Origin of the sequence: Flavobacterium beibuense F44-8, from assembly GCF_000769915.1 — a bacterium.
Lineage (GTDB): Bacteria > Bacteroidota > Bacteroidia > Flavobacteriales > Flavobacteriaceae > Flavobacterium > Flavobacterium beibuense.
Genome location: NZ_JRLV01000004.1, coordinates 102,156 through 117,911 on the forward strand (window position 1 = coordinate 102,156; position 15,756 = coordinate 117,911).

The window sequence follows — 15,756 nt, forward strand, 5'->3', positions numbered from 1 at the left end:
TATCCCTACCTATATGTAGCCTAGTTTTCTCGCAGTATTTATAAGATCTTCATCGTCACCCTTTACATCCAGGGCACGCTTTAATTTATACTTTCTCTTCTCTATTGCACTGGAAGATAACGGTATATACTTTTCAAGGTTTTTATTCTTGATCCCTTTAGAAAGTAGCTGAATTATTTTCAGATCTGTAGCATCAAACACTATGCCTTTTTCTATGCGTTTAATATGGTCACTAACAGTTTTTGAGTGATAAACTTCGTTTTTCATCACCTTATTAAAACCATCAATAAGTTCATCTGTACTACAATCGCTTTTGTTTATAAAACCTTCAGGATTCACTTTATGCAATATCCTTTCCATAATGTCCATTTCTTTATGCATGGTCATCATAATAATTTTGCATTTAGGCATCCGGTTACGTACAAGCATGGCAATATCTTCCCCCGAAAAAAGTTTCTTCTCGGGAAAATTAGGAATGCTGTAATCAATAACAGCGACATCAAAGGGTTCGGTTTGATTTACTATAACTTCATATCCTGTTTTACAGTCAGTTGCTTTAGTAAACTTCAACCTGTGGGGCTGTGCTATCTCAAGATTCTTAAATATGGAGAGGTACCCTTCCAGGACTACCACATGATCATCAATAGCAAGAACGTGTAAGGAATTTTTCAATACGGCTATATCATTTATTTTCAGGTGAAACAAAATTAAATGTTAAATAACTAATGGCGTTACGGGAAACCCGCATTTAACACATGATTATGTTTTTATCTGAAAAACAAAACCCTACGGGAATCCGTAGGGTTTTGTTTGTATGCAATTTGTAGATTTTATACTACCAAATTTTAACACGTTTATCCGGCTCAACATACATACCATCGCCTTGTTTAATATCAAATGCTTTATAGAAAGCGTCAATATTTTGCAATGGCACATAAGCTCTGTACATACCCGGAGAGTGAGGGTCGGTTTTCACCTGATTCTTAATCGCTTCATCTCTCATTTTTGTTCTCCATATAGTTGCCCATGAGATAAAGAAACGCTGTTCTGGCGTGTACCCATCTATAAGACCCGGATTACCATGCTCTTTAAGGTACAGCTGTAAACCATCGTAAGCAGCATTTACACCACCAAGGTCACCAATGTTTTCACCAAGGGTAAATTTACCGTCTACATAAATACCCGGTAATGGCTGCAGTTGGCTGTACTGATCGGCAAGTGCACCACCAAGACCTGTAAATTTCTCAAGGTCTTCGTCACTCCACCAGTTAACAAGGTTACCATCTGCATTATAACGTGAACCGCTATCATCAAAACCATGAGAAATTTCGTGACCTATTACAGCCCCAATACCACCATAGTTAACAGCCTCATCTGCTTTATAATCATAAAACGGAGGTTGTAATATACCTGCCGGGAAAACAATCTCGTTGTATGAAGGGTTAAAGTAAGCATTTACAATTTGAGGAGCCATGTGCCACTCGTTTTTATCTACCGGTCTTTTAAGGTCTTTTTTATCCTGCTCAAATCTCCAACGGGCAACAGCCTTCATGTTAGAAAAGAAAGTACCACCATCTTCCGGGCCTTTAAGAGTAAGCTCAGAATAGTCTTTCCATTCGTCAGGGTAACCAATTTTCACTTTTAACCTTCTAAGTTTATCAATAGCATTTTGTCTTGTACTTTTTGCCATCCACGGAAGGTTGTTAATACGGTTCTCATAAGCAAGCATAACGTTTTTAATCATGCTCTCTGCTTTTTCCTTAGCCTCTGCAGGGAACTTTTTAGCAACATATAGCTTACCTAAAGCCTCACCTACAGTACCGTTAATGGTTTGAAGTGCATTTTTATCGCGGGTTTCCTCTTTAAGAGCACCTCTTAATGTTTTACTGTAAAACTCCCAGTTAGCAGTTTCAATATCAGTAGTAAGGTATCCGGTAGATTTATTTAAAAGGGTCCATTTCAGGTAATCCTTCCATGTATCCACATCACCTTTAGCTAAAATATTCTGTAAAGCTCTCATGTATCTTGGCTGAGACACTACAATAGTATCTACATTTCCTATACCTGTATCTTTAAGAAATTTATCCCATCTGATTATTGGAGTAAGCTTTTGCAAATCTTCAATCGCCATTGGGTTATAGGTCTTCCTGCTGTCACGACGCTCTACCCTGTCCAGTCTTGGCTCTGCCATAGCCGTTTCAAAGGCAAGAATATTTGCTGCTGCTTTTTTAGCCTGCTTGTCGTTGTAACCAATGTACTTAAGCATTCTGGCAACATGCTCCTCATACTTAGCTCTTTTCTCTTTTGAATCTTCGTCGTCAGAAACATAATAATCCCTGTCCGGTAAACCAAGTGAACCTATACCAAGGTAAAGAGTGTTCTTATTACTGTCTTTAGCATCAGCACCTACACCAATACCAAAAAAGCCCATTCCGCCTTCCGGCTCCATGTCGCTTAATAACTGCTGAAGATCGTGTACGTTTTTAACCTGATCTATTCTTCTTAAGTATGGTTTTAAAGGCTCAGTTCCCATTCTGTTACGGGTAACCGTATCCATAATAGTTCTGTAAAGACGTGCTGCCTTACCTTCATCGGTATCGGCTTTAAGAGTTTTGTCTGCCGCCGCAGTCTTTAAAATTTCAAGAGCGTCATTATTTGTATTTTCCCTTAGCTCATCAAAACTACCCCAGCGGGTTTTGTTTCCGGGAATCTCGGTCTGGTCAATCCAGGTTCCGTTAACATATCTGAAAAAATCATCTGCCGGACTTACTTTCTTATCCATATAAGAAAGGTTAATACCATGACTGTCTGATTTTTGAGCGCTACAAACCGCTGTTCCTAAAAATAGGGCTGCTGTAGCGATTTTTACATTTCTGTTTAATTTCATCATTTAAAGTTTAAACCTTGGGTTACAAAAATATAAAGTTAACATAAATAGCATAGCATAAACATGTTAAATATATCGTTTTCGATACTTTAACAATGCATAACTATTAATAAAAGAGCAACAATCAAGCCCCGTTTTGTAAATTTGCAAAAAAATTACCCAAACATGCTTTCATTCTTTAAAAAATACAGGATTTTTTTCATTGTATTCTTCATAATTTCCGCCATTATACTTTCCCTTTTTTACAATGCACTAAAGCCGGCAAAAACACTAAAAGTTTACAGTCCGTCTGACGTAAACCCCGAACTGGTAGACACCACCATACAGTATGTGGCACGCAATCATAAAATTGCCGACTTTGCATTTGTAAACCAAAACGGTGATACCATAACCCAAAATGATTACAAAGGAAAAATATATGTAGCCGATTTCTTTTTCACTACCTGTCCTACTATTTGCCCTATTATGACCGATAATATGGTATGGCTTCAGGATAAAATTAAAGATAATCCAAAAGTGATGTTACTATCACACTCAGTAACACCGGATATTGACAGTGTACCGGTACTTAAGGCTTATGCTAAAAAGAAAGGGGTAATTGATGCCAAATGGAACCTGGTTACAGGCAACAAAAAAGACATTTATTACATAGCCCGAAAATCGTATTTAGCAGTAAAAACAACTACTTCCAGCGAACTGTATGATATGGTACATACCGAAAATTTCATACTGGTAGACCAAGAAGGAAGGATTCGCGGATTTTATAACGGCACCAATTTGGATGAGGATGTTCCGGGAGAGAAAAACGTAAAACAACTGCTTGAAGATATTAATTGGCTTTGCGAACACGAAAAGTGAGGCTATTTGAATATTAATTCATAATTTTGCAGTCTTAATTTATTCTAAATAAGCTTTGAAAACTTCACTTGCAGGGCTAAAAAAAGGACAAAAGGCCATTATAACCGATTTTAATATCGATGCCATCCCGTTAAAGTTACTTGAAATGGGGTGCCTTCCCGGCAATGTTGTAGAGCTTTTACAAATTGCCCCTTTGGGCGATCCAATCTACATCAATGTGAACGACAGCCATGTGGCAATTCGCATGGAAACTGCCGAAGAAATTGATGTCGAAATAATAACTGATACTATTTAATGGCAGCCCCTACTATAAAGATAGCTTTAATTGGTAATCCCAATACCGGAAAAACGTCTGTTTTCAACCAACTCACAGGACTCAACCAGCAGGTAGGTAACTACCCCGGTATTACTGTAGAGCGAAAGCAGGGATCGGTAAAATTACCCGGAAACATTAAAGGTACCGTTATAGATTTACCGGGAACATACAGCCTTAATGCCAGTTCTATTGACGAGAACGTTGTTATAGAACTGCTGCTTAACCGTAACGATAAGGATTTCCCCGATGTGGCCGTAGTGGTAACCGATGTGGAAAACCTAAAACGTAATCTGCTGCTGTTTACCCAAATTAAAGATCTTGAAATCCCTACCATACTGGTGGTTAATATGGCCGACAGGATGGACCGTAAAGGGATTAGCCTTGATATCCCTTATCTTGAAGAGCACCTTAATACCAAAATAGCACTGGTTAGTTCCCGTAAAGGAATTGGTATTGATGCCCTTAAAAAACTTATACTGGATTACAAAAACCTTTCTACAGAACCGTGCCTTAACGCATCGAGCATAGATCCTGAGTATTTTAATAAACTAAGGAATGCTTTCCCAAACCAGTTGCTGTACAAGCTATGGTTGGTTATTACACAGGATGTGAATTTTGGCGCACTGGAAAGAAACGAAATACAAAACAGCTCGTTTACCAAAACCAAGTCAGAACTTAAAAGGCTTCAGCAAAAGGAGACCATTAAGCGCTACCAGTTTATAAACGATGTATTGAAAAGCGGACTTACAGTAGATTCCTCTAAGGCAAAAGACCTTAGGGCAAAACTGGACAGGCTGCTTACGCATAAAGTATTTGGGTACATTATTTTCTTCTGTATCCTTATGCTTATATTCCAGTCTATCTTCGCGTGGTCTGCCATCCCGATGGATTTTATTGATGAGAGTTTTACCAAACTTAGCTCGTGGGCTTCAAAATCATTACCGCCCGGTAAGCTTACAGAGCTTATTGCAAATGGTATTGTACCGGGTATAGGCGGTGTGGTAATTTTCATTCCGCAAATTGCTTTCCTTTTCCTGTTTATATCATTACTGGAAGAGAGTGGTTACATGAGCCGCGTGGTATTCCTTATGGACAAGATAATGAAGCGCTTTGGTCTTAGCGGAAAAAGTATTGTTCCGTTAATCTCAGGTACGGCCTGTGCCATCCCTGCTATTATGGCGGCAAGGAATATAGAGAACTGGCGCGAAAGGCTTATTACCATACTGGTTACACCGTTCACTACCTGCTCGGCAAGACTGCCTGTATATACTATCCTTATTTCGCTAATCATACCTAACCGTATGGCACTGGGCTTTTTTAACCTTCAGGGATTAACTCTTATGTTGTTATATCTTTTAGGTTTCGGCGGAGCCATACTTTCAGCATATCTTCTTAACAAAATTCTCAAAACAAGGTATAAAAGCTTTTTTGTAGCCGAAATGCCGAACTATAAAATGCCTTTGTTTAAAAATGTTGCCATTAACGTTATAGAGAAAACAAAAGCATTTGTATTTGGTGCCGGTAAAATTATCCTTGCACTATCTATAATAATATGGTTTTTAGGCTCACACGGGCCGGGCGATAACTTTAAAAATGCCGAGGCTTATATAACACAACAGCCCCAATACATGAATCTTTCCCAAGATGAGATTGATAACGAAGTTGCTGCTTATCAGTTAGAAAACTCTTATATAGGTATAATAGGACAAACTATTGAACCTGTTATAAGACCTTTGGGTTATGATTGGAAAATTGGCATAGCTATTGTATCATCTTTTGCTGCAAGGGAAGTATTTGTAGGTACACTTGCAACCATATACAACATAGGAAGCAGCAGTGATGATGAAGCTACTATTAAGCAGCGAATGGATGCCGAGATTAATCCGGTAACAGGAGATAAGGTATTTAATTTTGCCACAGGAGTGTCATTGCTATTGTTCTATGCTTTTGCCATGCAGTGCATTAGCACACTGGCAATAACAAAAAAAGAAACCAACTCCTGGAAATGGCCCCTAATACAACTGTTTGGCATGAGTACCTTTGCCTACATAGTATCGTTAGTAGCCTACCAGCTTTTAAAATAACGATGAAAAAAACAATATTAGCGTATTGCTGCACCTTACTGATCGTTGCGGGAGGATACTCTCAGGATAAACTGAACAAATCAAAAAGTGAATTAAACGAAAAGGAAAGTTCTAATGCCGGTACCGGTCAGCAAAAAACAACAAGCTCGTCTTCGTCGTCTTCAGGAGACGAAGGAATCGGTTTCCTGTTTTTAGGACTTATGGGAAAAGCTGTCGCCTTTACTGCAGGCATAGCCATTATAGGGCATTATGGCGTTGAAGATCATTTACACTTTGAACAAACGGAGTATCCGTACTACCTGCCTGAACACGGTAATTATTTTAATGCCGGTTTGCATGATAACGGAAATATAAATAATTTCAGGTTTGACCTTAAAGATAAGTTTCTTTACAACAACGGTAACCTGTTTGGTAATCACCTGGAGGCCAAATTAAGACCTTTTCATTACTTTTATGTGAAAGCCGACTATTACCAGTTGTTTGAATTTCAGGAAAACACGTCAGACAACCTTTCGCTGTTCTATTTTAATTTGGGATACGACAGGATACGTTTAAGACGTTTTAATTTAGGATGGACAATAGGAGCCTCATACATAGCTAACGATGTAAACAAGTTTGGTTTTTCGTTTGGTGCCAATGCGGAATATTTCAGTAAAAAGAATGTAAGCTTCCTCGCAGGAGCCAAATGGTCATTTATTAACAACAAACCGGTACATGCCTTCGAAATTGAAGGACGTTTTCACCGCAAAAACTACTTTATAAGCGTAGGCTTTGAGCACCTTGATATTGCTTCACCCAATTATAACTTTGCAACCGTAGGCGGTGGCATTTATTTGTAATTATGGATATACAGGATATAATAGTATATATACTCGTTGCCGGGGCAGCAGCCTTTTTGGTAAAGAAATTCTTTTTTAAAAAGAAAAAGAAATCAGGCAGTTGCGGCAGTGACGATTGTGGTTGCCATTAAACTTTATATGGAGCCATTCTTTTTTAAGCATAATACGGTTTAATCTTTAATAATAAGTACCGGTATCTTAACCTTATGCCTTACAGCATCTACAGTAGTTCCAAATATAATGTCCTTAATCCAGTTGTGCCCGTGAGCTCCCAGTATCAGGATATCATAATGTGATCCTTCCTTATTGATAATAGCCGGAATTTGTCGTTTAGGGCTACCAAAGCTCAGTTCGGTTTTAACCTTATAGCCTTTTTCCTCAAGGCTTTTTTTGTAGGCTTTAAGGTAATCCTTATCGCTTGAGGTTTCATAGTCATGCGCCTGATCGCCATACATCATAGCCCCCACCGTTTCCACTATATGGATTAGGGTATATTCGGCATCCTTACCACCCATTTGCAGTGCGCTGGATATGGCACGGGTATCAGTTCTGGAAAAATCAAGTGCCAGTGCAATACTCTTATACTCCTTAACACCATTCTCCTCATTAACGATAATTTCATCAATATGCGGAACCAGTTTTTCGTGTTTGTCTTTTTTATGGATTAACGGCCTGAAAATAATATATAGTAATAATATGGCAGCTCCAACAGCTAAAGGCACTACAAGCAACCATATATACACAGGATGTTCTGACGACTCTACCCAAGATCCTATCTCATCATAAACTAGTTTGGCATTAAGCGCCACAATTACCAGCGCAATTATCCACGAAGCAATTTTGGTAAACGGTCCAATAGCAAACTCGTTCATTTTCTTTTTATCGCTTACAAAATGGATAAGCGGTATAATGGCAAACCCAAGCTGGAGGCTAAGCACTACCTGACTAAGTAAAAGAAGTTCTCCTGTTGCCTCTTCTCCCAAATATACTATGGCAATAAAAGCGGGTACTATAGCCAGCAGGCGGGTAACAATACGCCTTACCCAAGGCTGTATCCTAAGGCTAAGGTAGCCCTCCATAACAATCTGTCCGGCAAGCGTACCGGTAATGGTGGAGCTCTGACCCGCAGCAATAAGTGCCAGGGCAAACAGTACCGACGCCCAGTCAGTCCCTAGTAACGGAGCAAGCAATTGATGGGCATCCTGAATATCGGCCACCTCATGCATACCGCTGTTAAAAAAGGTAGCAGCAGCGAGTATAAGTATGGCTGCATTTACAAAAAATGCAAGGTTAAGTGCTATAACCGAATCAATAAAATTATAACGAAGCGCCTGTTTTATTCCTTTAAACGAACGGTCAAACTTTCGGGTCTGCACTAATGACGAATGCAGGTACAGGTTATGCGGCATAACCGTTGCCCCTATAATACCTATGGCAATATACAGTGCAGCACTGTTAGGAATGGAAGGTACGAGCCCCTTCACTACCTCACCCATTTCGGGCTTAGCAAAAAACATCTCTGCCAAAAAAGAAAACCCTATAATACCGATAAGCGCTATAATAAACGCCTCCATTTTTTTAATTCCTTTATTTAAAAGGAAGAGTAATAGGAAAGTATCCAGCATGGTAATGCTTACCCCCCATAATAACGGAATATCAAACAACAACTGTAAACCTATAGCCATACCGAGTACTTCAGCAAGATCGCAGGCCGCTATGGCTATTTCGGCAAGTCCGTATAATATATAATTGACTCCTTTAGGATAGGTTTCCCTCGATGCCTGTGCCAAATCCCTACGGCTAACAATCCCTAGCCTCGCACTAAGGCTTTGTAAAAGCAGTGCCATGATGTTTGACATAAGCAGTACCCAAAGCAGTTTGTAACCAAACTGACTACCACCGGCAATATCGGTCGCCCAGTTGCCCGGGTCCATATACCCCACGCTTATCATATAAGCCGGACCAAAAAAGGCTAGTATCTTTTTCCATACAGAAGTATTCTGTACAATATTTACCGACTCGTGTACTTCCTCCAGGGAGTGGCTGTTTTTTGTCATACTACAACGGTTTTACAAACAGGTTGGCCGCAATTTTATTAGAAACACTAAGCGGTTTGTCGTTCACTTTTAAGCTAAGTGACTGGTCAAAATGTTCGCGGGATACAATCTCTATAGCCGATCCCAATGCTATTTGCTGCTTATCCAGATATTGAAGAAAAGAAGAAGAACTGTCTTTAACGCCTACACAAATCACTTTAGTATTAAGGCTGGTTTCACTTAACAGTTGTTTTTCCATCTTGGCTATCTTACCGTTACGGTCGGGTATAGGGTCACCATGCGGATCTTCTGTTGGAAAGTCCAAGAACTCGTCAAGCTTATCAATAAGTTTCTCTGATTTTATATGCTCCAGCTGCTCGGCAACATCATGCACCTCGTCCCATGAAAAGTCAAGCTTATCAACAAGGAATACTTCCCATAGCCTGTGTTTTCTTACAATCATTACGGCATGCTGCCTCCCCTTTTCAGTTAGCGAAACCCCTTGGTATTTCTTATAGGCCACCAGCTCCTTTTCGGCAAGCTTCTTTACCATATCGGTCACCGAAGACGGCTTACTCTCCATTTCATTAGCGATGGCATTGGTAGTAATACCCTTGCTATTTCCAGTAGATAAATGGTAAATAACCTTAAGGTAGTTTTCTTCAGAATATGTCATTACATGTTAATTATTAAACAAATATAAATAATTAATTTGTTATGTTGAAAAACATTTTTAGTTTTGCCTAAAAATATAATTTGTTAAATGAAAAAATTAATTTACTCTTCCTTAATACTATCCTGTTTTTTTTCCTGGGCACAGGAAGAAGCAAGTGCTTTGCCCCAAGGTAAGGTTAGCACTCCTGTTGTAAAAACTCAGGGAACAGGCACTGTTAAAGGACAAATAACCGAAAAAGGAAATCCCCTGCCTTTTGCCAGTGTTCATGTAAAGGAAACCGGATATGGCATCTCTGCCGATGAAAATGGTAAATACAGCTTTAAACTACCGGAAGGGAATTACACTATAATAGTGTCATCTGTAGGATATAAAACCAAAGAGAGAAACATTAGTATAACCGCTAATACTGATACTGTGTTGAATGTGGACGTGGAAAGCTCGTCCCTTAACCTGGATCAGGTAGTGATTACCGCCAGCCGAACACAGCAAAGACGACAGGAAGCACCCGTTATTGTTACGGTTACCAACTCAGCAATATTACAGAAAACCGAATCGATAAGCCTTTCGGAAGGATTGAATTTCCAACCCGGACTACGTATGGAAACCAATTGCCAAAACTGTGGTTTCAGTCAGGTACGAATGAACGGGCTGGACGGAGCCTATTCCCAGATATTACTGGACAGCCGCCCTGTATTTTCGGCACTTAACGGCATTTACGGACTGGATCAGATTCCTGCTAATATGATTGAACGCATTGAGGTAGTACGTGGTGGCGGTTCGGCACTATACGGCTCTAATGCTATTGCAGGCACTATAAACATTATAACTAAAGACCCCGTAGAGAATAACTTCGAAGTAAACAGCCACTTCGGGCTTATAGATGGCAAACAACCCGATAAGGCTTTATCACTTAACGGAACCGTGCTTAATGAAGACCTTACACTTGGCCTGCAGTTTTTCGGGATGTTACGCGATAGGAATCCATATGATGCCAATGATGACGGCTTTACCGAAATTACCCGTATGGAAAACCGAACGTTTGGTTTTAAAGCCTTTCACCGTTACCTCAATCGTAGAAAGCTTACCATAGATTTCCACACCATTAATGAGTTTAGGCGTGGGGGTAATGAGTTAGACCTACAGCCTTTCCAGTCGGATATTACTGAACAGATACGTTCTAAAATGACAGGTTGCGGGCTAACTTACGAATTTACTAACGAAAACTTGGATAACAGTTTCTCTCTATATGCCAATGCACAGCAATCAAAAAATGAAAATTTTTATGGTGGAAGGGTAGATGATGCATTCGGAAATATAGATTATGAGGAAAGTATTCGAGGTTTTGGAAACACTCAGGTAACCACTTATATTACCGGGGGACAGTGGATACATACCCAACCGGGCTTTTTAGGCGGAAGGGGTACTTTTACCACAGGTGCTGAATATAAAAGTGAACACATGACCGACCGTAAACCAGGGTATAATGCTTTTGTAGATCAGCAGCTAAACATACTGGGTATTTATGCTCAGGAAGAATGGCAGGTAAATAAAAGGCTAAAGTTACTGGGAGGTTTACGTGCCGACTTCCATAATGCAGCTCAGGAAGATGTGATTATAAACCCGCGTGTTAATATATTATATGATATTAAAAAAAACCTGCAATGGCGTACGAGCTACGCCAAAGGCTTTAGGGCTCCACAGGTTTTCTCAGAGGATATTCACGCCCGTATCGCTGCAGGAGAAGTTAGTCTTATCAGACTCTCAGACGGTCTGAAATCGGAAACATCACACAGCTTTCTCACCTCTCTTGACTGGAGTAAAGTTACCGAGCATCTTGAAGCAGGTGCTACTTTTGAATTATTCTACACCCGACTGAACAACCCCTTTATACTGGAACAAGTAGAGGAAACCATTTGGGAAAAACGAAACGGTGCCGGGGCAAATGTATATGGTATAAACCTTGAAGGTAAACTGGCTCCGCACGAGCAATGGCAGTTTCAGGCAGGGGTAACCCTTCAAAAAGCCATGTATGAAAAAGCGGTAGACTGGAGCGATACAGCAAACAATACTAATAAAAATTTCTTCCGTTCCCCAAACTTTTACGGTAACATGATTGCTACTTACGCCCCGGTAAAACATTTCCAAAACAACCTTACAACAGTATATACCGGAAGCATGTATGTACCCCATTATGCCGGATATATTGCCAGTGATGAACTGTACAAATCAAAAGATTTCTTTGAGGTAAGCTGGAAAAGCTCCTATACTTTTGATTTGCAGGACGGCTTTCAGCTACAGGCGAGTGCCGGTATACAAAACATATTCAACGCCTACCAAAAGGATTTTGACCTTGGCACCAACCGTGATGCCAGTTACATTTATGGCCCGGGCCGACCAAGAACCATATTTGTTGGCCTTAAAATAGGGACCAATCTGTTATAATTCCTCCAAATAACATTCAGGGCTTATCAGGATAAATTCATACTTTTATCGTGATAAGCCTTTTTATGAAACATTACCATTACATTTTTGCCGGAAACGGACTTTCTGCCCTCATGACCGTTTATAAAATGGCACAGGCAGGAACGCTAACCGATAAACCTATTTTACTTTTAGACAGTAGCAGTAAACAGCACAACGACCGCACCTGGTGTTTTTGGGAAAACGGAAACGGCAAATGGAATACCATTGTAAGCAAGCAATGGGACAGTGCGTGGTTTCATGGCAGTAATTTTAAAAAGGAATTGGATTTTGGGAGTTATAAATACAAAATGGTAAAAGGGATTGACTTTTACAGCCATATACTTTCTAAACTAACTGATCTTAGCAACATAACTATTGTACAGCAAAAGGTTATTGACTTTACCGATCACGATACCCATGTACAGGTAAATACAGAAACAGAAAACTACACCTGCGACAAACTGTTTAATAGTATTTACAGTCCTGAAACCGCAGCAAAAGGAAAATATCCGGTTTTACAGCAACATTTTAAAGGCTGGTTTATAAAAACAAAAACTCCTTTTTTTGACGATAGTAAAGCAACGTTTATGGATTTTAGTATTCCGCAAAAGGGTAACACAAGGTTTATGTATGTACTACCCAGCTCCCCTACTACAGCCTTACTGGAATACACCCTGTTCTCTGAACATCTTTTACCGGAGGAGGAATATGATACAGCTATAGAGGAATACCTTACCTGCCTTGGTATTACCGATTATGAAATTACCGAAACCGAAAAAGGCTGTATCCCTATGACGTCTTATCCGTTTTGGAAAAACAATACCAAAAACATATTGAATATAGGCAGCGCCGGAGGATGGACCAAAGCCAGCACGGGCTATACCTTTAAGAATACCGATAAGAAAACAGAGGAACTAATTGCTTTTCTGGAAAAAGAAAACGATTTCAGGAAATTTTATAAAAAGAACCGTTTTTGGTTTTATGATTTACTGTTACTGGATATACTGTACCGCAACAATGAAAAGGGCAGTAGTATATTTTCGGCTATGTTTAAAAAAGGGAAAGCCTCACTTATATTTAAGTTTCTGGATGAGGAAACCTCCCTTAGTGAAGAGCTGATGGTAATTGCTACATGCCCGAAGGGCCTTTTTGTAAAGGCCCTCCTCAGAAATATATTTTAGAATTTAAAGCTGATACCCGAGTACAGCCCTATAAAATAAGGCTTGAAGTTACCCGAGCTTCCGCTAAAGGTATTTACCTGATATTTAAATGTTGGCTCAAAGCTGGCTTCAAACGAATTCCAGAAATTATACTTAAACCCTACTCCTAAGTTAGTACTAAAGTTTACACTGTTTACATTACTTGCTTCACCAACCTCAGTACTATACCCCTGATTGGATATAACACTCACGTTATTATCGTTAAGGAAAAGCGTACTGAATCCACCTATTAGGTTAATTCCAAACTTGCTTTTCAATAATTTGTATGACATCTCAAGCGGCACCTCTATGTAACCCATTTTCTGTACCATTTGTCCTTCAAAACTTTGGTTAGAGAAAATATTGGATGCAAATGTAATTGATGTACCCGCACCCGGACCACTAGCAATAACACCCTGTACATCTCCGTTATTAGGCGCTACATTCTGGCTTTGTACCACAATGTTAGCAGCCCTTCCTGCTGCTGCAATATTATTAGTACCTCCATCCATAGAAGCATAATAGGCTACATCATTTGTAGCGTAGCTAAGATTTACCGTATTAATCCCCGAACGTACCGAAAGCCTGTCGGTAATAGCATAGTCAATACCTACACCATAACTCATATCGGCATCATAGTTTTTACTGTTTGAGGCAAACTGCGCATCGATAGGCGAACCCTGAGACATGGAGCTATAAAATAACGGTGCTACCTGTGGCTTAATGTTCCATTTGTAGTTTTTAACCGCATCGGCTATAGCTTCATCCTCATCTTTACCTTCCTGTTGTTCACGAAGTATTTTATCCAGTTCGTTTTCCGTTTCGGCAGCAACTGCAGTTGTATCTGTTTCATCAGTAGCATCTGCCAACTCGCTGTTTTGTGCATTTATCTGATTGTTCAGTAAATCTTCACCCTGTTGGGTATTTATAAGATTATTTTCTCTGCCAACAGTATTTCCGTTTGTATCGCTACCCGATACAATACCACTAGTATTTTGCTGATTTTGTGTTTCATTATTAGCCGCAACTTCGGTATCATTACCGCTATTGATAATACCATTAGTATCGGTCAGGTTACCATTATTCCTCTCCTGGTTTGAAGGAGAAACACCTCCAATATCATTACCCGAACCTGAAGTCCTGCTATTGTTGTTGTGTTGTGCAACAGTACGGTTAGCACCCTGCTGAGTGGCAGGCATACCGTTCTCTGTAATAATCGCATTACGGTTAGTGATGTTCCCTGATTTATCAGTGTTTAAAGTCTGATTTGTATTATTACCAGCTTTGTTTGCTGTGTTATCATCATAAGCAACAGCATTATTACGACTGTTACTCCTGTTGGTAATTACAGGATTATCGGTATTAATAAGGCTATTGTTACTATTTGTAGGGTTTAAATCACTGCCCCTCTGTTGTCCGGTAGCCGTATTGTTTTGAGAACCAAAACCATTTTGCCCGTTCTGGTTTAGCGTAGTATTATCAGTGGCATCACTTGTGGTAACAACAGCATTTTCAGCATCGGTGGCAGGCACTATGCTATTATTGTTATTATCCTGTTTATTTTGTTTGGCGCCGTCTAATACAACTTTGTTGGTATTAGTATCAATACCATTACCATCTTTATCCCCTCCGGTAAATAACGGAAGCGTAAGCAGCATACCTATTATAAGGGCAGCAGCAACACCACCCATCCTGAACCAGATAGGTATAACCCTTCTTTTCTTTTTCTCAGGCTGAAGTTCGGCTTCAATTTTTCCCCATAGCTCGTCGGGCGGAGCTACCTCAAAGTCTTTAAACTTCTCCTGAAATAATCTGTCTATGTGTTTCTTTTCACTCATTTTGCCGACTGTGCTTTAGTCCCGCTCTTGTGAGCTTCAATTTTTTCCTTCAATATTATTCTTGCCCTGGCAAGGTTTGATTTAGAGGTTCCCACTGTAATACTGAGCATCTCTGCTATTTCTTTATGCGAAAAACCGTCTGTCACGTATAGGTTAAAAACCATCCTGTACCGGTCGGGCAACTGCTGTATTATTGAAAGGAGAAAATCCATGGATACCGAATCATCTTCAATCTCCAGGCTGTCTTCCTCGTCAGGAATGTTTTCGTTAACCAGTTCTACAACACCTTCTGTCCTGTATTTTTGAAGAACGTTGTTTACCATTACCCTTTTTGCCCATCCCTCAAATGAGCCCTGAAAGCGGTATTGGCCTATTTTTTTAAATATAAGCAGAAACCCGTCCTGCAAATTATCCTGAGCATCCTCATAATTGCGCGAGTATTTAAGACATACTGCAAACAGCTTTGAGGCAAAAAGCCTGTAAAGCTGCTCCTGTGCCTTAATACTGTTGTTTTGGCAATCCTGTATTATCTGCTCAAGCCCCAATAGGTTTATATTTTA

Annotated in this window: 13 protein-coding genes; 7 read left to right on the forward strand and 6 right to left on the reverse strand. The window is 39.8% G+C overall.

The window, feature by feature from the left end:
- Window positions 1-9: 9 nt before the first annotated feature.
- Together Q763_RS04065 and Q763_RS04070 are read right to left on the reverse strand one after the other, a co-directional pair.
- Entirely contained in the window at window positions 10-672 is a 663-nt protein-coding gene (locus tag Q763_RS04065) for a response regulator (protein WP_035131498.1), read from the reverse strand.
- A gap of 163 nt (window positions 673-835) precedes the next feature.
- Entirely contained in the window at window positions 836-2,887 is a 2,052-nt protein-coding gene (locus Q763_RS04070) for a M13 family metallopeptidase (protein WP_084596002.1), read from the reverse strand.
- A 165-nt stretch (window positions 2,888-3,052) separates the two neighbouring features.
- On the opposite strand from Q763_RS04070, the gene Q763_RS04075 reads away from it, so the two are divergent.
- From Q763_RS04075 to Q763_RS17680, 5 genes are read left to right on the forward strand one after another with little or no spacing between them, the layout of a single operon-like run.
- Window positions 3,053-3,745 (forward strand): SCO family protein, encoded by a 693-nt coding sequence (locus Q763_RS04075; RefSeq protein ID WP_035131502.1) that lies wholly within the window; start codon window positions 3,053-3,055, stop codon window positions 3,743-3,745.
- 55 nt (window positions 3,746-3,800) lie between these two features.
- Entirely contained in the window at window positions 3,801-4,040 is a 240-nt protein-coding gene (locus Q763_RS04080) for a FeoA family protein (RefSeq protein WP_035131503.1), read from the forward strand.
- On the forward strand, window positions 4,040-6,145 hold the full coding sequence (gene feoB, locus Q763_RS04085; protein WP_035131506.1) for a ferrous iron transport protein B: 2,106 nt from the start codon (window positions 4,040-4,042) through the stop codon (window positions 6,143-6,145). Before Q763_RS04080 ends, feoB begins: the two co-directional genes overlap by 1 nt.
- Window positions 6,146-6,147: 2 nt before the next feature.
- Window positions 6,148-6,984 (forward strand): hypothetical protein, encoded by an 837-nt coding sequence (locus Q763_RS04090; RefSeq protein WP_035131507.1) that lies wholly within the window; start codon window positions 6,148-6,150, stop codon window positions 6,982-6,984.
- 2 nt (window positions 6,985-6,986) lie between these two features.
- Window positions 6,987-7,115: a FeoB-associated Cys-rich membrane protein gene (locus Q763_RS17680; RefSeq protein WP_084596003.1), complete on the forward strand. Its 129-nt coding sequence runs from the start codon at window positions 6,987-6,989 to the stop codon at window positions 7,113-7,115.
- Window positions 7,116-7,154: 39 nt separating this feature from the next.
- On the opposite strand, the gene Q763_RS04095 is transcribed toward Q763_RS17680, so the two are convergent.
- Complete coding sequence (locus tag Q763_RS04095) at window positions 7,155-9,041, reverse strand: Nramp family divalent metal transporter (protein WP_035131509.1); 1,887 nt, start codon at window positions 9,039-9,041, stop codon at window positions 7,155-7,157.
- A 1-nt stretch (window position 9,042) separates the two neighbouring features.
- Window positions 9,043-9,696: a metal-dependent transcriptional regulator gene (locus Q763_RS04100; protein WP_035131511.1), complete on the reverse strand. Its 654-nt coding sequence runs from the start codon at window positions 9,694-9,696 to the stop codon at window positions 9,043-9,045.
- A gap of 87 nt (window positions 9,697-9,783) precedes the next feature.
- Here Q763_RS04100 and Q763_RS04105 point away from each other — a divergent pair, with 87 nt between their 5' ends.
- Window positions 9,784-12,138 (forward strand): TonB-dependent receptor, encoded by a 2,355-nt coding sequence (locus tag Q763_RS04105; protein WP_035131513.1) that lies wholly within the window; start codon window positions 9,784-9,786, stop codon window positions 12,136-12,138.
- 65 nt (window positions 12,139-12,203) lie between these two features.
- Complete coding sequence (locus Q763_RS04110; protein ID WP_035131515.1) at window positions 12,204-13,340, forward strand: lycopene cyclase family protein; 1,137 nt, start codon at window positions 12,204-12,206, stop codon at window positions 13,338-13,340.
- Here Q763_RS04110 and Q763_RS04115 read toward each other — a convergent pair.
- Entirely contained in the window at window positions 13,337-15,196 is a 1,860-nt protein-coding gene (locus Q763_RS04115; protein ID WP_035131517.1) for an outer membrane beta-barrel protein, read from the reverse strand. The genes Q763_RS04110 and Q763_RS04115 overlap by 4 nt on opposite strands.
- The gene (locus Q763_RS04120) at window positions 15,193-15,741 is read right to left on the reverse strand and encodes an RNA polymerase sigma factor (protein WP_035131519.1); all 549 of its coding nucleotides are present in this window, start codon (window positions 15,739-15,741) and stop codon (window positions 15,193-15,195) included. Before Q763_RS04120 ends, Q763_RS04115 begins: the two co-directional genes overlap by 4 nt.
- Between the last annotated feature and the right edge of the window lie 15 nt (window positions 15,742-15,756).